Annotated in this window: 19 protein-coding genes; 4 read left to right on the top strand and 15 right to left on the bottom strand. The window is 45.3% G+C overall.

Annotation, left to right across the window (positions count from 1 at the left end; all coding sequences use genetic code 11):
* Positions 1-39: 39 nt before the first annotated feature.
* The 9 genes from deoA to J4N44_RS13495 form a co-directional block, all read right to left on the bottom strand.
* Complete coding sequence (gene deoA / locus J4N44_RS13455; RefSeq protein WP_005449121.1) at positions 40-1,368, bottom strand: thymidine phosphorylase; 1,329 nt, start codon at positions 1,366-1,368, stop codon at positions 40-42.
* A gap of 98 nt (positions 1,369-1,466) precedes the next feature.
* Complete coding sequence (deoC, locus tag J4N44_RS13460) at positions 1,467-2,243, bottom strand: deoxyribose-phosphate aldolase (RefSeq protein WP_005449122.1); 777 nt, start codon at positions 2,241-2,243, stop codon at positions 1,467-1,469.
* A 580-nt stretch (positions 2,244-2,823) separates the two neighbouring features.
* The gene (locus tag J4N44_RS13465; protein ID WP_005449124.1) at positions 2,824-4,107 is read right to left on the bottom strand and encodes a NupC/NupG family nucleoside CNT transporter; all 1,284 of its coding nucleotides are present in this window, start codon (positions 4,105-4,107) and stop codon (positions 2,824-2,826) included.
* Positions 4,108-4,311: 204 nt separating this feature from the next.
* Complete coding sequence (locus J4N44_RS13470; protein WP_017817703.1) at positions 4,312-5,085, bottom strand: TatD family hydrolase; 774 nt, start codon at positions 5,083-5,085, stop codon at positions 4,312-4,314.
* Entirely contained in the window at positions 5,072-5,239 is a 168-nt protein-coding gene (locus tag J4N44_RS13475) for a DUF5363 family protein (protein ID WP_005449128.1), read from the bottom strand. Before J4N44_RS13475 ends, J4N44_RS13470 begins: the two co-directional genes overlap by 14 nt.
* Before the next feature lie 123 nt (positions 5,240-5,362).
* Entirely contained in the window at positions 5,363-6,952 is a 1,590-nt protein-coding gene (gene prfC, locus J4N44_RS13480; RefSeq protein ID WP_005449129.1) for a peptide chain release factor 3, read from the bottom strand.
* 132 nt (positions 6,953-7,084) lie between these two features.
* Positions 7,085-8,152: a GGDEF domain-containing protein gene (locus J4N44_RS13485; protein WP_252044548.1), complete on the bottom strand. Its 1,068-nt coding sequence runs from the start codon at positions 8,150-8,152 to the stop codon at positions 7,085-7,087.
* Positions 8,153-8,360: 208 nt separating this feature from the next.
* Entirely contained in the window at positions 8,361-8,819 is a 459-nt protein-coding gene (gene rimI, locus J4N44_RS13490; RefSeq protein ID WP_252044549.1) for a ribosomal protein S18-alanine N-acetyltransferase, read from the bottom strand.
* 12 nt (positions 8,820-8,831) lie between these two features.
* Positions 8,832-9,230: a DNA polymerase III subunit psi gene (locus J4N44_RS13495; protein ID WP_005449132.1), complete on the bottom strand. Its 399-nt coding sequence runs from the start codon at positions 9,228-9,230 to the stop codon at positions 8,832-8,834.
* A gap of 63 nt (positions 9,231-9,293) precedes the next feature.
* On the opposite strand from J4N44_RS13495, the gene J4N44_RS13500 reads away from it, so the two are divergent.
* Positions 9,294-9,746: a DUF2541 family protein gene (locus J4N44_RS13500; RefSeq protein ID WP_005449133.1), complete on the top strand. Its 453-nt coding sequence runs from the start codon at positions 9,294-9,296 to the stop codon at positions 9,744-9,746.
* 87 nt (positions 9,747-9,833) lie between these two features.
* Here J4N44_RS13500 and J4N44_RS13505 read toward each other — a convergent pair whose 3' ends face one another.
* Together J4N44_RS13505 and ubiT are read right to left on the bottom strand one after the other, a co-directional pair.
* Positions 9,834-10,337, bottom strand: a complete 504-nt coding sequence (locus J4N44_RS13505) for a GNAT family N-acetyltransferase (protein WP_038898002.1) — start codon at positions 10,335-10,337, stop codon at positions 9,834-9,836.
* A complete protein-coding gene (gene ubiT / locus J4N44_RS13510) occupies positions 10,321-10,848 on the bottom strand; it encodes a ubiquinone anaerobic biosynthesis accessory factor UbiT (RefSeq protein ID WP_005431915.1) in 528 nt (175 codons plus the stop codon). The genes J4N44_RS13505 and ubiT overlap by 17 nt, the downstream gene beginning before the upstream one ends.
* 266 nt (positions 10,849-11,114) lie before the next feature.
* Here ubiT and J4N44_RS13515 point away from each other — a divergent pair, with 266 nt between their 5' ends.
* The 3 genes from J4N44_RS13515 (at position 11,115) to J4N44_RS13525 (ending at position 15,216) form a co-directional block, all read left to right on the top strand.
* Entirely contained in the window at positions 11,115-13,154 is a 2,040-nt protein-coding gene (locus J4N44_RS13515) for a sensor domain-containing protein (RefSeq protein ID WP_005449136.1), read from the top strand.
* Between the two features lie 149 nt (positions 13,155-13,303).
* Complete coding sequence (gene ubiU, locus J4N44_RS13520; protein WP_005431919.1) at positions 13,304-14,317, top strand: ubiquinone anaerobic biosynthesis protein UbiU; 1,014 nt, start codon at positions 13,304-13,306, stop codon at positions 14,315-14,317.
* Between the two features lie 20 nt (positions 14,318-14,337).
* A complete protein-coding gene (locus tag J4N44_RS13525; protein WP_005449138.1) occupies positions 14,338-15,216 on the top strand; it encodes a U32 family peptidase in 879 nt (292 codons plus the stop codon).
* Between the two features lie 70 nt (positions 15,217-15,286).
* Here J4N44_RS13525 and vmrA read toward each other — a convergent pair whose 3' ends face one another.
* The 4 genes from vmrA to pnp form a co-directional block, all read right to left on the bottom strand.
* A complete protein-coding gene (gene vmrA, locus J4N44_RS13530; protein ID WP_009698720.1) occupies positions 15,287-16,633 on the bottom strand; it encodes a sodium-coupled multidrug efflux MATE transporter VmrA in 1,347 nt (448 codons plus the stop codon).
* 57 nt (positions 16,634-16,690) lie between these two features.
* Positions 16,691-17,104, bottom strand: coding sequence for a MarR family winged helix-turn-helix transcriptional regulator (locus tag J4N44_RS13535; RefSeq protein WP_050907048.1), 414 nt, complete (start codon positions 17,102-17,104; stop codon positions 16,691-16,693).
* A gap of 97 nt (positions 17,105-17,201) precedes the next feature.
* Complete coding sequence (gene nlpI / locus J4N44_RS13540) at positions 17,202-18,125, bottom strand: lipoprotein NlpI (protein ID WP_005449143.1); 924 nt, start codon at positions 18,123-18,125, stop codon at positions 17,202-17,204.
* A 183-nt stretch (positions 18,126-18,308) separates the two neighbouring features.
* The gene (gene pnp, locus J4N44_RS13545; RefSeq protein ID WP_005449145.1) at positions 18,309-20,441 is read right to left on the bottom strand and encodes a polyribonucleotide nucleotidyltransferase; all 2,133 of its coding nucleotides are present in this window, start codon (positions 20,439-20,441) and stop codon (positions 18,309-18,311) included.
* Between the last annotated feature and the right edge of the window lie 178 nt (positions 20,442-20,619).

Raw genomic sequence — 20,619 nt, forward strand, 5'->3', positions numbered from 1 at the left:
TATTATGGTTGAGTAGGCCTTGTGTAATTACTTATTCGATTAAAGATCTTCTGCACGGATTTGACGGTAAACCTCTGGAGTTGGTGTGTACTCACCACCTACAGTGATTGCACTGCGAAGTGCTTTAGCGGCTTCTTCCCATTGCTCTTCAGTACGAGCATGAATAACCGCAAGAGGTTTATCGCTATCTGCTACTTCACCTAGACGGATGAAGTTATCGAAACCAACTGCGTAGTCGATTTCATCTGTCGCAACGCGACGACCGCCGCCCATTGAAACAACAGCCATGCCGATAGCACGAGTGTCCATCGCAGATACAACGCCAGTTTCTGTTGCGTATACAGGTTTAATAATTTCTGCTTTTTCTAGGTAGTTATCGTAGTTTTCTACGAAGTCCGCAGGACCACCTAGACCAGCAACCATCTTACCGAAGCACTCAGCAGCTTTGCCGTTGTCTAGCGCTTCCATCAGTTTTGCACGTGCGTCTTCTGTGTTCTCAGCAAGTTTGCCAAGTACCAGCATTTCTGCACATGACGCCATTGTTACTTCAAGTAGACGTGGGTTACGGTATTCACCTGTTAGGAAGCGAACCGCTTCACGTACTTCCACTGCGTTACCCGCAGAAGACGCCAAGACTTGGTTCATGTCCGTTAGGATAGCGGTTGTCTTAGTGCCTGCACCGTTTGCTACCGCAACGATTGATTTTGCTAGCTCTTCAGACGCTTCATAAGTTGGCATGAATGCACCAGAGCCAACTTTTACGTCCATCACTAGAGATTCAAGACCAGCAGCAAGCTTCTTCGATAAAATCGACGCCGTGATTAGTGAAATGTTGTCTACAGTAGCCGTGATATCGCGAGTCGCGTAAACACGCTTATCCGCAGGAGCAAGATCACCCGTTTGACCGATGATAGCCACACCAGCATCTTTGGTCACTTGACCGAAAACATCGTTTGTTGGCGTGATGTTGTAGCCAGGGATAGACTCAAGCTTATCCAGCGTACCGCCAGTATGGCCAAGACCACGACCAGAGATCATTGGTACGAAACCACCACATGCAGCCACCATTGGACCAAGCATTAGAGAAGTTACGTCACCCACACCACCGGTAGAGTGCTTATCGACAATTGGACCACCAAAGTTCATGTGGCTCCAATCGATAACCATACCTGAATCACGCATTGCACACGTTAGTGCGATACGTTCTGGCATCGTCATTTCATTGAAGAAGATTGTCATAGCAAATGCAGCGATCTGACCTTCAGATACACTGTTGTTCGCTACGCCTTGAATGAAGAAGTTGATTTCGTCGGCTGTTAGAACTTCGCCGTCACGTTTTTTACGGATAATTTCTTGTGGTAAATACATTAGTGCCTCCCAAGCTCATTTTGAGCCATGGTATAAGTAGGATAGAAGAGGTTTGGTAGCACCAAAGTTGGTGCTACCGTTCAGACGTATTGTTGGAATTAGTACGCTGTTGGATCAGCGACTTCGTCCGATACTTCTAATGTATTTAGTAGGTTTGTAAGCAGGCTAGACGCACCGAAACGGTAATGACGAGCATCAACCCAGTTATCACCTAGGATTTCGTCAGCCATTGCTAGGTATGCCGCTGCATCTTCAGCAGTACGCACACCACCTGCTGGTTTGAAACCAACAGTTTCTGCAACACCCATGTCACGAATAACTTCAAGCATCATGCGAGCGTATTCAGGCGTTGCGTTTACTGGCACTTTACCAGTTGAAGTTTTAATGAAGTCAGCACCTGCTTCAATACAGATTTGAGATGCTTTCTTGATTAGCGCTTCTTCTTTAAGTTCACCAGTTTCGATGATCACTTTAAGAAGGATGTCACCACAAGCTTCTTTACATTGCTTAACTAGCTCGAAGCCCACTTTCTCATCACCCGCCATTAGAGCGCGGTATGGGAAAACTACGTCAACTTCGTCTGCACCGTAAGCGACAGCCGCTTTTGTTTCAGCAACAGCGATTTCAATATCGTCGTTACCGTGTGGGAAGTTCGTTACTGTTGCGATACGAACTTCTGGCGTGCCTTGCTCACGAAGTGTCTTCTTAGCAATAGGAATAAAGCGAGGGTAAATACAAATTGCAGCTGTGTTGCCTACTGCAGATTTCGCGTCATGACATAGTGAGATCACTTTTGCATCAGTGTCATCATCATTTAGCGTAGTAAGGTCCATAAGTTTCAGTGCACGTAGCGCTGCTGCTTTTAAATCGCTCATTTCTATCTCCGATCAATATTCAAAAAATTCACTACTCAGCCTCACATCACTTCTCTAACTATAATCAACAAGTCGAGACAGTGTGAGAAATTGGCTAAACAGTCTATTTATGAACGGACTTGGTTCCCTGAAGACTCGGCATATACTGCGAAAAAGTCATATGCCAATTGCTATCCTTGTCACCGCACAGTACCAGTTTGGCCTATGGCACAACAATCTATGATTGCGGTGTCTTTAATATCACATCAAACAATAAAACGCTTGTTTGATTTGATATTGAGGGCAATTCATTTGCCCATCGAGTATGTAATATTCACTCTATGATTAAGTGGTTATCATAACCACGATCTCGTGATTACTACATTATAGATATTCACCGCAAAACTGTAGCACCAAATAGAGCGCAAACGGTTTGTATCTCAAAATTTTCCAGCCCCTATTCCACCGACTGCGTAAGCCACTCACGTAGACCTACGTGCGGTTAAGTTTTCAGGTCCAAAAAACGAAAAATGCCCCGCAGCAATCTCTTGCTACAGGGCATGGTTTAAAACGGCGTCTATATATTAAGAACCGATTCTAATTAAAATGCTGCAAGGCTAAGGCAGAAGCCTGCGATAGTCGCTGCCATTAGGTTAGACAACGTACCAGCAAGAACTGCTTTAATACCCATGCGAGCGATATCTGAACGACGGTTTGGTGCAAGGCTACCTAGACCACCAAGTAGGATCGCGATAGAAGAAAGGTTCGCGAAGCCACATAGTGCGAATGAGATGATAGCTGTAGTCTTCTCAGACATTACTTCACCAGTTGCTGCAACTACTTGAGCGCTGTCACCTAGGTAAGGTGTGAAGTTCAAGTAAGCAACGAATTCGTTAATAACTAGTTTCTGACCGATGAATGAACCAGCAACAACTGCTTCGTCCCAAGGAACACCGATTAGGAATGCTAGTGGAGAGAACGCGTAACCTAGGATTAGTTCTAGAGTCAGTTCAGGCATACCGAACCAACCGCCGATGCCACCTAGCATACCGTTAACAAGCGCAATCAGACCTACGAACGCGATTAGCATTGCACCAACGTTTAGTGCTAGTTGTAGACCAGAAGCCGCACCGCCCGCTGCTGCGTCGATTACGTTAGCTGGTTTGTCGTCGCCACCGTCCATTGCTTCTTCGATGTCTTCGTGAGGCTGATCAGTCTCTGGGTGAAGAATCTTAGCGAATAGTAGACCACCTGGTGCTGCCATGAATGATGCTGCTACTAGGTACTCTAGAGGTACACCCATTGAAGCGTAACCTGCTAGTACACCACCAGCTACAGATGCTAGACCACCACACATTACCGCAAATAGCTCAGATTGAGTCATTTTTGGAACGAAAGGACGAACAACAAGAGGTGCTTCAGTTTGACCTACGAAAATGTTAGCTGCTGCAGACATTGATTCCGCACGAGAAGTGCCAAGCGCTTTTTGTAGTGCACCACCAAGAATCTTGATAACCCACTGCATTACGCCAATGTAGTAAAGAACTGAAATCAGTGCTGAGAAGAAGATCAGTGTAGGAAGAACGCGGAATGCGAAGATGAAGCCGCCGCCGCCGAATACTTCGAACATCTTGTCAGAAACAAGACCACCGAATAGGAATGATGAACCGTTGTTACCGTAGTTGATAACGTTAGAAACACCAGTAGAGAAACCGTTTAGTAGATCACGGCCCCAAGGTACGTAAAGAACGAATGCACCTAGGATGAATTGGATAGCAAATGCGCCACCCACAGTTCTTAGATTGATAGCTTTACGGTTATTGGAAAATGCAAATGCGATAGCAAGAAGCACTACCATACCGACTAGGCTCATAAACAGGCTCATAGTTTATGACTTCCTTATAAGTTATTTGTTGGCGTGTTACAAAATGGAGCTATAAAGCGGGGGCAATTATACTCATGCAGAATCAATTAAAGTAATGCCACCCTCACACTTTCTTATAAGATTCATCATTGATTCACTCTCGTTTGTGAGTCAACTCACAATAAGCAGGAAAACGTTTTCGCTTTTAAACAGCTTCTTTAGATTTTATTCACATATAAAGAAAGCAGAATTGCTATTTTCCCACAGCTGAGAAGCAATCGATTGCTTGCTTTTGCTATGTAAAGAAGTCAATTCATTGAGAACATGAATAAGTTGTGAGGGATGATTCGGCTCACCCTGATAGCCAAGTATAGGCATATCTGGGGCATCCGTTTCTAAGACGAGATGTTCAAGGGGTAATCTTTGAATTGCGTCGCGAGTTTTGTTAGCTCTCGGATACGTAATGGTGCCTCCGACGCCAATCGAAAAGCCTAATCGAACCCATTCCATCGCCTGTTGGTAGCTGCCTGAGAACGCATGCAACACCCCACCTTTTGGTAAATGTGCCGCTTTAACCATCTGAATAAGTCGATTGTGCGCTTTGCGGCTGTGCAGGATCACCGGTAAATCAAACCGCTTTGCTAACTCAAATTGCAACTCAAGCGCGCGCTCTTGTCGCTCAACTGGCACTTCGATAGCGAAATCCAAACCGCACTCTCCTATTGCAACGCATTGCCGGTTGGAAGAAGAAAGCAATGATTCCAACTCTGGAGCAAATTGCTCAAACTCTTGTTGGAGAAAATAGGGATGAAAACCCAGTGCATAATAGAGATGAGAATATTGATTGGCGAGGTCTTGAATGCGAGTCCAATTACTTGGCCCGACAGACGGAATAAGGATACGCTCTACTCCTTGCTCACGCGCAAGCTCAACTTGATATGCAAAGTCATCTTGGAAGACATCGAAATCAAAGTGGCAATGAGTATCAAATAGTTTCATTACTTGGCTTCTCTTGCTCTTCTTTCTTTGTTGAAGATGGCTCATTAGCTGGGTCTTGTTTGTACGGCACGCAACTGCGCTTTTGGTCGGGTGTTAGTCCCATCTCTTTGCACCAATCATCGTAGCGTTTAAGTCCTTTTTTAAACCAGTTCATTGCCCACCCTTTTTTAGCTCATAGAGTTCTTTGTAAACCAAATAAAAAAACCGCCGTTAACTAAGTGTATAGCTAAACGGCGGCTTATAATCTAGTACGCGATGTAAAGCGAGTTAGATTCGATTAGTGCTCACGTGTCGCACGGAAATCGATATCAGGGAAACGCTCTTGCGCTAGGTTTAGGTTAACCATGGTCGGTGCAATGTAAGTTAGGTTATCGCCACCGTCCAATGCTAGGTTCGTTTGGTTCTTACGCTGGAACTCATCCAGTTTCTTCGCATCGCCACACTCAACCCAACGAGCAGTTGCCACGTTCACGCCTTCATAGATCGCTTCAACGTTGTATTCTGACTTCAAACGAGCTACAACCACGTCAAACTGAAGTACACCAACCGCACCTACGATAAGGTCGTTGTTTTGCAATGGACGGAATACCTGTACCGCACCTTCTTCAGACAGCTGAACCAGACCTTTTAGTAGCTGCTTCTGCTTCAATGGATCTTTTAGACGAATACGACGGAACAATTCCGGAGCAAAGTTTGGAATACCAGAAAACTTCAGCGCTTCACCTTGAGTGAAAGTGTCACCAATTTGGATAGTGCCGTGGTTGTGTAGACCAATGATGTCACCCGCGTAAGCGTGCTCTGCACGAGAACGGTCACCCGCCATAAAGGTTACCGCATCTGAAATACTCACTTGCTTGCCAAGACGAACGTGGTTCATCTTCATGCCTTGCGTGTAAGTGCCCGATACGATACGCATGAAGGCAATACGGTCACGGTGTTTTGGATCCATGTTTGCTTGGATCTTAAATACGAAACCAGAGAACTTGTCTTCTGTTGCTTCAACATCACGCTCAACTGCTTGACGCGTTTTCGGTGCAGGAGCCCACTCCGTCAGACCATCTAGCATGTGGTCAACACCAAAGTTACCCAGTGCCGTACCAAAGTAAACTGGCGTTAGTTCACCCGTTAGGAATAACTCTAAGTCAAACTCAGGGCATGCGCCCATGACAAGTTCAAGCTCTTCACGAACGCTTTCTGCTAGGCTTTCACCTACTTTTTCGTCTAGCTCTGGGTTGTCTAGACCTTTGATGATGCGAACTTCTTGGATCTCATGACCATGACCTGATTCGTACAGAATCGTTTCGTCACGGTGAATGTGGTAAACACCTTTAAACTCTTTACCACAGCCGATTGGCCATGTGATTGGCGCACACATCATGCCCAATTCGTTTTCTACTTCATCCAATACTTCCATTGGATCACGAACGTCGCGGTCAAGTTTGTTCATGAAAGTTACGATTGGCGTGTCACGTAGACGTGTAACTTCCATTAGTTTACGAGTACGGTCCTCAACACCTTTCGCTGCATCGATAACCATCAGACATGAGTCAACTGCCGTTAGAGTACGGTAAGTATCTTCCGAGAAGTCTTCGTGTCCAGGAGTATCAAGTAGGTTTACCAGACAATCGTTGTAAGGGAACTGCATTACAGAAGTAGTAACCGAGATACCACGTTCCTTTTCCATTTCCATCCAGTCTGATTTTGCGTGCTGTGCGTTACCACGACCTTTAACCGTACCTGCTTTTTGGATCGCGTTTCCGAATAACAGTACTTTTTCAGTAATGGTGGTTTTACCCGCATCCGGGTGAGAAATAATAGCGAACGTTCTACGCTTAGAAACTTCGCCTAGAAAAGGTGTATTTGACATGAAACTGGTCTTCTTTGATGTCTGATGACTTGCTCGAAATTCAAACAAGCTTTATTCGATTCAATATTGCGCGGTATTCTCGCTTATTATTGCTTTAGGGGCAACTTTCCTCGTGAGTTTGTCCTCGCGAGTTTATAGATAACTACGTTGCTGAGCTTCGTCCTGCCAGTCCAGCAATTCGACTTCAGCAGCAATGGTAGAAGCCACTACAATTTGGTCCCGCCCATTTTGCTTTGCATCGTACAAAGCAATGTCAGCACGCTTTAGCCAAAGATCTGGTGTGTCATCATCGAGCAAGCACTCAGAAATGCCCACACTCAAAGACACTTTTGCATGGCGAGGATAATGTTTGGCGCGCACCTTATCGCTGATGCTACTCATCATAAATTGCGCGGTTTGATCGGAAAGTCCTTCAAACAAGATCAAGAACTCATCTCCCCCCAATCGAAACAGCAAATCGTACTCTCTTGAATAGTCATTGAGCGTTGTAACGATCTGACTGATCACCTCATCCCCAACATCATGACCGTACAAATCATTTACCTGTTTAAAATGGTCAATATCAATGACTGCTATTGAAGAGGTGGTACCGCTTCTTTTTTCATCTAAGGCTCGTAGAAGAAAAGCTTCTAACTGCCCTCGATTAAGAGCACCTGTCATCGAGTCTCTAGTAGAAAGAAACTTCAACCTATCCTGCAACTCAACAATTTTATGCACTGCCACATGTGCAACTATGGCGCAGCAAATTACCGCAACAACAAAACGTAAAGTGATGCTCCATTCAAGTTGATACCAAGCCGAGAATGTACAGCCAGCTATGATCCCCCCATTGGTAACCAACGCATCTTTACTCGGGATGATAAATACCAAAGCCACAATGACCGGAAATACCCAATACGTCGCGATGATGCCAAAGATATGCACACTTAAAACCACTGATAACCAAAGCAAAAACAGTGGAATACGATATCCAATTTTACTTTCACCAAGGATAAACAATGCAGCAAACTCAATAATGAAACTCAGTTGGAAAGCCAGTAAAACACACCCAAGGAATGTCTCCCCAATCAGGAGATTTTTAATACCAAGTGGCACAAATGTCGCCAAGGTCACCAACATTAAGACTGTTAGAACAGTTCCCCTACTCTGCTCATCAAACAACTGAGCAACAGGAGTATCGAATTTTTGCGGATACGGCATCGTAAATTCTTCCTCCCGACAAGATCTTGTTTCATATAATTTATAAACTTATAACCTACATGGTAATAAAGCGAACAAAAATAAGCTTGGCAAATCGGTCAAAAGGATGAAGTAAAATGCCAGAAAGTAAAAAGCCTCGGGAATTCCGAGGCTTATTAATGTGACGATGAACTTAAGGTGTGTGCAATTTATTTGCTATCCACAGACCTTACTTATTAAAAAACAGGTAGCTCATGATGATGGCATCTTCTTTCCCATTACCCGTTTTAGCTGGGTAATAGTTATAACGACGATCCACTTCATTAAAACCCGCTTGCTCATAAATATGGATTGCCGGGTGGTTGCTTTCACGTACCTCCAACCAAGCGCTTTCTGCTTTGGCTTGCTCGCAGTATTCGATAAACGCATCCAGTAATTTTTGCCCAAGCCCTTTGCCTTGATGAGATGGCGCTACGGCAATATTCAATAACGTCACTTCCCCAACAATATTCTGCCCATAGAAGTAACCCACCACCTGAGTACCTTCCAGCATCACATGATGACAAGCACCGCGACTGGATAAATCACGAACCAAAGATTCTGCCCAAGGGTGAGAATGCGCTTGCTGTTCGATTTGCCAAACTTGGTCAAGGTGCTCCGCACCCATCGGCGTAATTTCAATTGTCACGCGTTAGCTCCGTTAAGAGTACGAACAGATTTGTTGCCACAATGCACGGCGTTGTTCGTTGTTGCCATCAATATCTTGTAATAGCGGTGAAGTCAGTTGCTTGGCATTGATGCTGGCATCTGCCTCACAGCCTGCGAACCACACCCACTCTAGTTGATGCTCCCCCAGCATGGATAAGCGTTCAGGCTCTAGGTGCAGCGCGTCGTCAAGCGTGAGCTTAATGCTTTTTAAAACACGCTCAAACATCAAAGCTGTCTCGTTTTCTGGACACGTTGGCGATACCAATAGGAGTTTACAAGAACTTTGCAAATCCAATAATGGCGATTGATAGCCTTCCAGCCTTTCTGGGTGACTCAGCTCCCAAGTGCTGATCCCCATTTCATGTAAATATTGTTTCTCGTTAATTGACATCTTTTGTCACCTATTTGAACGAGGCAATCCTATCAAAATTTCGCATTTAAAGTCAGAGGTGTTATGAAGCTTTTCCAATCAATCGCTATTACGTTACTTATCGCCACCACCAGCTTTACCGCATTCGCTAAGGATAGCAACGATGGTTGGGAGCTGATCGCAGAGAAAACCGTGAACTTCCAAACAGAAACCGACACAGTAGAGCCAAACGGTCTGTTTCAAAACCGTAAATTCAGCAAGATCAAAATTAAGTGCACTCAAGGCACCATGAGTATTAAGAACATGAAAGTGACCATGACCGATGGCAGCGAGAAAAAACTCAAAACCATGGTTGGCACTCTGACCAAAGGCATGTCGACGCGCGCTTGGACACTGCCGGGTTCTGAAGATGCGAAATTCAAACGTTTAGAGATGGAATACAAAAGCTGGGGTAACATGACATTGAATGCTGCTGGCATGAGTAAAAAGGCAAAAATCGAAGTTTGGGGTAAAAAACGCGTCCAAGAACAGGATTAATCCACCTTTCCTCTTTTGCCAGTCAAAAAATCGGCTCAAAAACAAAGCCCGCTTTTTTCAGCGGGCTTTGTCATTCAATATTGGCAATTATAGCTCAGAGAATTCTGGAGAATAATCGATGCGACCAGAGCGTCCGTCACACTGACCTTCGACCAATTCTGCTACACGGAACGCACCTTGCGGTACTTCCCACGCACAGTCGAAGCCCATCTCTTCGCTGGCTGTAAAGCCTTGGCGCGCATAGTAATCCGGCTCACCCAATACCACACACACTGGGTAACCAAAATCACGCAGTGAATCAAAGCCTTCTTTGATTAACTCAGCGGCAATGCCTTGGCGGCGGTAATCTTCATGTACAGCCAAAGGCGCAAGACCTTGCCATGACAAATCTTCACCATTCAACGTCACAGGGCTAAACAACGCGTGACCAACCACTTCACCTTCATCGGTACATGCCACCAAAGACAGAGTGAGCTTACCGTTTTCACGTAAACGCATCACTAGGTTGGCTTCCGCATCCGTTGGAAAAGCGTGTTTTAATAAGCGGTCAATGGTGAGAATGTCCGCAGGGGCTTCAGTTCGAATAAGCATTCGCTACTCCGGTTTCTTGTGCAGGTGCTTGAACCCCTTTCTGAACAAAGTCAGCCAATTGGTTCAGTGCTACTTGCATCGCTTTTGGTAACTGCTCTAAGTCGACACTGTCCATCAGGTTTTTCACTTCTAAGCCAAGCTCAGTGTCGCCCTCGATAGAAAGACGACGTTGGAAGAACAGCGTATCAGGGTCTTCTTTGCGACCAGCAATAAGTACTAGGTCGTTAAGGTTACCACTAAAGCTTACATCTTCCTGAACCGGTTTCTCTGCTACCACTAATTTTTCATCTTGGTAGCTGATGTACCATGCTAAGTTCAAGTCTTTAATCGCAACTTTTAACCACTTGTCTTCAAGGAACTCAAAATCGCCATCTTCTAGGGCTTCTTTGAACACCATTTTCAAACCTTCCAATAAGGCTTTTTTCTGAACAGTTTGTGGCAATAACTGGACTGGAGATCGCAAAATTGATGCTGCGTTCTTTACTAGTTGACTGCGAATCTTGTTTAACACGCTAATTATCCGTTACTTTGTCATAAGGTTGTCTATCTTACGCAATAGAGTAATACCAGTACCTGTTATGTATCAATAAATCTGTTTGTTTTAGAAATAGGCAGTTTTACTCACCCAAGCGTCGTTTTTTTGACCTTACGTGTATTATTGACGCGAAGACGTGGATAAACGCTTTAATAACGGTATGTTCAAAGTTATAGTTATCAAAATAGCGTTTTTATTACACGGACGAATAATCAGGCTCATTGGAGATCGGTAACACCTTAATGCCTTCCCAGCAATTACAACATTGGTTTGCAACGCTTACCTCAAATAGCCCATTCTTTTTTGCCATTCTTGATAAGAAACACAATTATCGAATGGTAAGTGATCGCTATTGTGACATTGCAGGCTTAGGACACGACGACATCGTTGGTCTGAACGATAGCCAAGTACTGGGAGAGCAGTTCTATAAGAAGCTCGCACCCTACTACCAACGCGCGTTCAAAGGCGATCATGTTGAAGCGGAAATCACGCTTGACGAAACGGACCTTGAAACCAGCCTCCACTTTAGCCTTTCTCCAGTTCATGAAGAAAATGAAATCCGCTTCGTGGTCTTCCACGCCATCGATACGTCTGAGAAACAAATTCTGGTTCGTTCTTTAGAAGAGTCAGAAAGTAAGTTCGCCAAGTTAACCCAATTACTGCCTGACGGGTTGTTATTGGTAGAAGATGACATCATCATCTCTGCCAACCCAGCCTCCGCACGTTTACTCGGGTTGAACTCGCCTCATGAGCTACTTGGTGAAGAGCTGACTCGCTTGTTTATCGATGAAAACAGCAAAAAAGTCTTCACCCATCGCATCAGCACATTACTTTCTGAAAAACCTTTTGTGTGTCTGACCAGCGCCCGCTGTGGCTTCGAACGGAAAGTTCAGTTGCATGCTGATACCACGGCAATTCTTGGGAGTGAATCTCAAATCATTTTGATCCAAGATGCCGATGACGCGCCCAAGCTGCTCTCTTCTAATTCCAATGAAGACGCACACATCGATTCACTGACCAAGCTGTATAACCGCTTTGGCTTTACGAAACGATTAGAGCAACTGATTAAGAGCCAGACACCGTTGCTGGTTTTCTACCTCGACATCGATAACTTTAAGAACATTAACGACTCACTTGGTCACCACATCGGTGACAAAGTGATTCAAGAAGTCTCCGCCCGCTTAAAACGATCTTTACCTAATCAAGCCATCATTGGGCACTTGGGCGGCGATGAGTTTGGCATCATTCTGCCTGAGCCAGAAAACACTCGCATGGCGGAGATTCTCTCTGAGCGCATTATTTCTCTGATTAACCAACCTTTCGATCTTCATCACTTCAGTAAACGCCTTGCATGCTCTATCGGTAGTGTGCGTTACCCAGAAGATGGGCAAGATGCACGTATTCTGCTGCAAAATGCTGACACTGCAATGTATGAAGCGAAAGATCGCGGTCGGAACCGTCTGATTAAATTCAACGATCAGATGAACAAAGAAGCGCGCATGCGTTTATGGCTAGAAATTGAACTGCAGAAAGCCTTGCAGCAAAACGGGTTGGAAGTCTGGTACCAGCCGAAGGTTAACGCGCGCGACTTCAGCATTAACGGCGCCGAAGCGCTTGTACGTTGGAAGCACCCAGTCGAAGGCTACATCAGTCCGGGCGCATTTATACCTGTCGCCGAGCGTGCAGGCTTAATTGAACACCTTGGTCGCGTGGTCATGCGCGATGTGTTTAACACAGTAAAACGTTGGAAACTGCAAGGCATTCTACCGGGACGCGTGGCGATCAACCTCTCTCCAGAGCAGTTCGGTAATCCACAGCTGATCGACTACATGGAGAAGCTACTGCGCACCACCGAACTTGACCCAAGCTGCATTACCTTCGAGCTAACAGAAAGTGCGGTAATGAGCGACAGCGAACACACTTTGCAAATGCTTAATGCGATCAAGAAGCTTGGTTTTGCGCTGTCTATCGATGATTTCGGTACTGGTTACTCTTCCCTTTCCTACTTAGCACGCTTCCCTATCGATGAATTAAAAATCGACCGCGCGTTTATCAACGACATCGATACCCTACCGAAACAGGTAACAGTGATTGAGAATATCATCAATCTTGGTAAATCATTAGATTTGACCGTTGTTGCCGAAGGTGTAGAAACCCACCAGCAAGCAACACTGCTATCGAACCTGCAATGTAACTCGATTCAGGGCTTCCATTTCTACCGTCCTCAACCTAAACACGAAGTGGAAGAGTTGTTTGCGCAAAACCGCCGTCATAAGAACTGATCTCAACTGCAACAAAATCTGAGTGTTACCCCTTACTCTCAAGGGGTAAATCTCAACTTTATTGAGCTAAACCTAACTTAGGTCAATTTCGCTATTCATAATTCTTCATAAAATGCGGGCACCTTTTTATTCTCTATGATTGTGAGCATATGGAACTCTTGTGTCCTGCGGGTAACCTGCCTGCGTTAAAAACTGCGATTGATTGCGGTGCAGATGCCGTATACATCGGCTTTAAAGACGATACCAACGCTCGTCACTTTGCTGGTCTGAACTTCAACGGCAAGAAGCTAGAAAAAGCGGTGCAATACGTTCATGACCGCAACAAAAAGATCCACGTTGCACTCAACACCTTTGCCCATCCAAATGGTTTCGAACGTTGGACAAACGCTGTCGACAATGCAGCAGCACTGGGTGTCGATGCACTGATCGTGGCTGACATTGCGGTACTTGAGTACGCTGCTCGCAAATACCCAGAGCTCGAGCTGCACCTTTCTGTGCAAGCTTCAGCAACCAACGTTGCAGCCGTTGATTTCTACAAACAAAACTTCAACGTAAAACGCGTAGTACTGCCTCGCGTACTGTCTATCCATCAGGTAAAACAGCTTTCTCGCAATATCACCAGTGATGTCGAGCTAGAAGTCTTTGCTTTTGGTAGCCTGTGTATCATGTCAGAAGGTCGTTGCTACCTATCGTCATACATGACAGGTGAATCACCAAACACCGTTGGTGCATGTTCTCCAGCAAAATACGTCCGCTGGCAAGAGACTGAGAATGGTCTGGAGTCTCGTCTTAACGACATTCTGATCGATCGCTACAGCGCAGGTGAAAACGCGGGCTACCCAACCTTATGTAAAGGTCGCTTTGAAGCTGAAATTGAAGGCGAGAAAAAACGTTATCACGCACTGGAAGAACCAACCAGTTTGAACACCCTGTCGATGCTGCCAGAGCTATTTGCCGCTAATGTCGCTTCAGTAAAAATTGAAGGTCGCCAACGTAGTCCTGCGTACGTAGAACAAGTAACGCGCACATGGCGTGCAGCGATTGATCGCTACCAAGCAAACCCAGAAGCTTACCAAGTAGAAGCGGCTTGGGATGCAGCGTTGGCAAACGTGTCTGAAGGCACGCAAACCACTCTTGGTGCTTACCACCGTAAATGGCAGTAGAGGTTAAGATGGATAACTCAATGAAATACGCACTTGGTCCACTGTTGTACTTCTGGCCAAAGCAAGATGTTGAAGCGTTTTATGAACAAGCAAAATCAAGCTCTGCGGACATCATCTACCTTGGTGAAACCGTATGTTCGAAACGTCGTGAAATGAAGCCAGCACATTGGTTCGATATCGCGAAAGAACTCTCTGCATCTGGCAAACAAGTCGTGCTATCAACGATGGCACTATTAGAAGCGCCAAGTGAAGTGAACATCATGAAGAAGTACATCGACAACGGTGACTTCGCGATTGAAGCCAATGACGTGTCCGCGGTTCAACTGGCTTCTGAGCATAAAGTGCCTTTCGTCGTTGGTCCTGCGGTTAATACTTACAACGCTCACACGCTTAACTTGTTCCTAAAACAAGGTATGATCCGCTGGTGCATGCCAGTAGAACTATCGCGCGAATGGCTCAGCAACACGCTGGTTCAATGTGATGAACTTGGTATTCGTAATAAGTTTGAAGTAGAAGTCTTCAGCCATGGTTATCTGCCTCTGGCTTACTCGGCGCGCTGTTTTACAGCTCGTGCAGAAAACAAAGCCAAAGATGACTGCGAAACCTGCTGTATTAAGTACCCAACGGGCATTAAAGTAAGCAGCCAAGAGGGTCAGGAAGTATTTAACCTAAACGGCATCCAAACTCAGTCTGGTTACTGCTACAACCTGATCAACGATCTGCCAAGCATGGAAGGTCTGGTTGACGTGGTACGTTTGAGCCCACTTGGTCTTAGCACTTTCTCTGAACTGGATCAGTTCCGTTCCAATGAGAAAGGTACTAACCCAGGCAAGATCCAAGACCGCCAATGTAACGGTTATTGGCATCAGCTTGCGGGTCTGGAAGTGAAGAACATCTAACTCTTTCTCACGGGCTTCAAAGCAATAAAAAAGCGAGGTTATAACCTCGCTTTTTTATTTTTATTCGTCGTTAAGACGCTTGAATACTTGGCTCTACAGAGCTCTCGTTCATTAGCTTCTTTATATCGCGCCACAGCATTGTCATCACCACTAAGCTCAAAGCTATGTTAGACAATGGGAACGCAATCCAGATACCAGTAACACCGAATAGCTTTGGCATAATGAATAAGAACGGCAATTGAATCACCATATTACCAATGGTCACGAACATCGCTTTGCTGCCTTTGTTCACCGATTGGTAGTACGCTGCGGCAACCACCAAGAAGCCATCTAAGAACAGCGCAAACATATGGAGACGAATCCCCACTACCGTCGCATCAATAAGATGTTGGTCGGCGTTGTTAAACACGGACACAAACTCGTATGGGAAAATGTTCATCAGAATAACAAACGCAACCCCACCTAGCACCGAAGTCCCCATTGCAACCTTCAACAGCTTACGAATATTGTCTTGATTACGCGCACCATGGTTGTAGCTCACTAGAGGTTGCATACCATTGGCAATGCCTTCCGCAATCAAATAGTAAACCGTCACTATGTAGCCCAAGATAGCGTAAGCGCCAATAAGCAATGCACTGCCGTATTGGGCAAATAGCGCATTGTGCAGTGCCACCATCATTGAGCCATAGGCATACATAAAGAAGCTCGATGTGCCGATCATGACAATCTTAGGGATTACATCAAACTGCATTTTCAGATCGCCAGTCGACAGGCGCATCTTCGCTCTTGCAGTAAAGAAGTAACCAACACCAAGAATCGTCACCACCATCTGCGCTAACGCAGTTGCGATTGCCGCTCCTTTAAGCTCCCAGCCAAGCCAAGCAATAAAGATATAATCGAGCACGATATTGATGACGGCACCAATCACCATCAAGATGGTGGCTAAATTCGGGCTATCGTCATTGCGCAATAAGAACGGCACCGCAATTGACCCAAGCGAGAACACACACGCGACGCTTAAGATGTGCAGATACTGCAAACCAAGTTCATAAACACGACCTTCCGCGCCTTGCCAGCGAATAAAATCATCTGCGAAGAAGAACAATGTTGTTGCTACAACTGGCATCAAAGCGACTAAAAGCAATAAACCAGTAGAAAGGATGCGTTTCGCGCCCTCACGGTCTTTTTCCCCCTGCTTGATAGAGGCTAGAGCGCCCGTACCCACGCCCACCATCATACCGATACCGAGTATCGAGCCAATGATCGGCCACGCAACGTTGATCCCCGCTAATCCATCAGCACCTACATAACGACCAATAAAGATACCATCAACGACTTGGTATAAACCGTTGACCAGCATGGCTGCGACGGTCGGAATTGTGTATTTCCAAAACTGTTTATAAATAGAGTTTTGCATGACTACCACCAATAGTTAGCAAGGCTAACTAAATAGATAAAAGAATAAAAAATAGGTTTAGTTTCCGAGCGCTTTATCTAATAGCGCTTTCAATTGCTGTGCTTCTTTCGCATCCAACTTACACATAAGCTGCTGTGAAATGTCTTTATATACCACCTGTTCCAATGACATTTCTTCGATCACTTCTTCTGTTAGCAGCACGCGCTTAGAACGAGCATCTTCATTACAAGCAATACGCTTCACCAAGCCCTTTCTCTCCAAACGAACCACCATGTTTGAAGCCGAAGGCTTGGTAACTTGAAGCTCTTCCGCCAAGTCAGTAATGCGTATACCTTCTGAATGAAGCTGGATCACTCGCAAGTAATCAAACTCATTAAAGCTCAGGTGCGAAAGCGGATCTTCTTTGGCATACACTCGCCACGCCTTTGCACAAAAGCGTTCTAAATCGATCAGGCTCTTTTCTAATGCCATTACGTTTCGCCCATTTAGTTAGCAAGGCTAACTATTTTAGAGAAGCTCACCAAATTCTTCAAGCACAAAAAAGCCGCTCTAGTTGAGCGGCTAATGGCTATTTTTCTTCTTGCTTCTGTTGCTCAGCTTTGAGCTTAGCAAGTTGTTCTTGCTGCAACTGATCGTAGATTTGCGCCAGTTCCAAGAAGGAGTAACGGTGCTCTACGTATTCATAAACGTTGAAAGAGATTGCTAGCTTGTACAGTGAAATCGCATCAGCAATATCACCTTCTAGTTGGTAACGCTTACCAAGGTAGAAGTAAGTTTCTGTTAGACGCTCAGCAAGACGGTAGTTTTCACGCGTACCATCCATGATGGCTTTTAACGCTGCGTCATCAGATACATCACGCAACATGATGGCAACTAGAACCCAGCCCCACTCTTCACTGCGATCGCGTTGGTAACGCTTTTCTAGGTTCGCTTTCGCTTGCTCTGGATTTTGTTCTGCTTCGATAATGTACAACCATAACGCGCGGAATGGGTCGCTCGGCATTTCTTGGTAATGCTTGGTCATGTCTTCTAAAGCCAGATCGATACGACCACCATAGTAAAGCGCAATCGCGCGGTTACGCTCTGCGTATGAATTCTCTGGTGCAAGCTCTAATGTCGAATCAAATGCTTCGTAAGCCGCATCAAACTCACCAACTTGAGTGAAATACACCCCTAGTAGGTTAAAGATATCTGGTTGAGCAGGGTTAAGTTGCAAAGACTGATTAAAATCCAAACGGGCAAGATCACGCAAACCAACGCTGTCGTAGTAGTTACCGCGCTCGTAATGCATCTTAGCGCGAACTTCGTCACTCAAATCTGGACGTTGTAATAACTGAGAAAGACGAGCAATCTGGACTTCTTGTTGCACGCTTGGTTGTAGCGGTACCGCCATCGGAGGATAGATCCACTTTTGTGCCGATTGTTGAGAGGTGTTAGCACAACCGGTCAGCGCGATAGCGACACATAAACTTGCGGTTTGAAACCATTTCACTAATTGGTACTCCTGTTTGGACCGCTCTGGGTCTGTTTCTCTTTATGCACTATAGGATATTTAACTTCGCTTGAGGCTAAACTTGACGAAACAGGCCAAAAAAAAGGGGAGCGAAAATGCTCCCCTTTTATAGCATGCTTTCAGGCTCTTAAGCTAATAAAAGACCAAAAGTCGAATCTTAGATTACTCGCCTTTAGCTTCAGATGCGTCAGACGCTTCTTCTGCTGGCTTCTCTACTGCTTCTTTCATGCTTAGACGTACGCGACCTTGACGGTCGATTTCAAGAACTTTAACTTGAACTTCTTGACCTTCAGTTAGGTAGTCAGACACTTTCTCAACGCGTTTTTCAGCGATTTGAGAGATGTGTACTAGACCATCTTTACCAGGAAGAACCGTTACGAATGCACCAAAGTCAGCTAGACGTGCAACTTTACCAGTGTAGATACGACCTACTTCAACTTCAGCAGTGATCTCTTCGATGCGGCGGATAGCTTCTTTCGCTGCTGCACCTTCAGTTGCAGCAATCTTGATCGTACCGTCGTCTTCGATTTCGATAGTAGTACCTGTCTCTTCAGTTAGAGCACGGATAACTGCACCACCTTTACCGATAACGTCTTTGATCTTCTCTGCGCTGATCTTCATTGTGTGAATGCGAGGAGCGAATTCAGAGATGTCTTCACGAGCACCAGAGATAGCTTCATCCATTACAGATAGGATGTGCTTACGTGCGCCTTGAGCTTGGTTAAGCGCAATTTGCATGATCTCTTTAGTGATACCTTCGATCTTGATGTCCATTTGAAGTGCAGTGATACCAGTGTTAGTACCCGCTACTTTAAAGTCCATGTCACCTAGGTGGTCTTCGTCACCAAGGATGTCTGAAAGAACAACGAAGTCGTCGCCTTCTTTAACAAGACCCATTGCGATACCCGCAACAGAAGACTTGATTGGCACACCTGCATCCATAAGAGCAAGAGAAGTACCACATACAGAAGCCATTGATGATGAACCGTTAGATTCAGTGATTTCCGATACAACACGTACTGTGTATGGGAACTCATCAACAGAAGGCATTACTGCTGCGATACCGCGTTTAGCCAGTTTACCGTGACCGATTTCACGACGCTTAGGAGAACCTACAAAACCAGTTTCGCCTACACAGTACGGAGGGAAGTTGTAGTGTAGTAGGAAGTGATCTTTACGCTCACCCGTTAGTTCGTCGATGATTTGAGCATCACGCTGCGTGCCTAGAGTCGCAGTTACTAGCGCCTGAGTTTCACCACGAGTAAATAGTGAAGAACCGTGTGTACGTGGAAGAACACCAGTACGTACGTCTAGCGCACGAACCATGTCTTTTTCACGACCATCAATACGTGGGTTACCAGCGATGATGCTACGACGTACAACTGTCTTCTCTAGATCGTGGAAGATAGTGTGGATTTCTTTTGTGTTTGCTTCTGGATCTTCAGCAAGAAGAACTTCGTTAACTTCACCAGCAATCTCGTGGATGCGGTCGTAACGAGCCATTTTCTCAGTGATTTGGTAAGCTTCAACCAGTTTAGCTTCAGCAAGTTCAGCAATCTTAGTTACAAGCGCTGTGTTTTCTTCTGGTGCAACCCAATCCCAAGCAGGAGTAGCGACTTCAGCTTTGAATTCGTTGATTGCTTTGATTACCGCTTGTTGTTGATCGTGACCGAATACAACAGCAGATAGCATTTCTTCTTCAGTTAGGTTGTCAGCTTCTGATTCAACCATTAGTACTGCAGATTCAGTACCCGCAACAACTAGGTCTAGCTTAGATGCTTCTAGCTCAGTGTTGCTTGGGTTAAGTACTAGCTGACCGTCGATGTGACCAACACGTGCAGCACCGATAGGACCGTTGAACGGGATACCAGAGATAGCTAGCGCAGCAGACGTACCAATCATCGTTGGGATGTCTGGTTGAACGTCTGGGTTCACAGATACTACTGTCGCGATAACTTGAACTTCGTTTTTGAATGCATCTGGGAATAGAGGACGGATTGGACGGTCGATTAGACGAGCCGTTAGCGTTTCGCCTTCAGAAGGACGACCTTCACGCTTGAAGAAACCACCAGGGATTTTACCTGCTGCGTAAGTACGCTCTTGGTAGTTAACTGTTAGAGGGAAGAAGTCTTGACCTTCAACCGCTTCTTTTTTACCAACTACAGAAACGAATACTGCTGTATCGTCCATAGTAACCATTACTGCAGCCGTAGCTTGACGTGCGATAACGCCAGTTTCTAGAGTAACTGTGTGGTTACCGTACTGGAACGTTTTAACAACTGGTTTTTCGAACATTGTTATTCCTTGTTTCCAAGCGCATCGATTGATTTGCTTAGAGAGTATTGATTGATACCCAAGGCATTACGAATCGCGACTAGTAAAAACAAACTAACTTAGTATTCAGTTCACTTTTAATAGTCGCGACCTTTTGGTCGACGAGGTTGACTGTAATGCAATGAGCTTAGTGAAAATC

This window comes from Vibrio sp. SCSIO 43155, assembly GCF_023716605.1.
GTDB classification, from domain to species: Bacteria; Pseudomonadota; Gammaproteobacteria; order Enterobacterales; family Vibrionaceae; genus Vibrio; species Vibrio harveyi.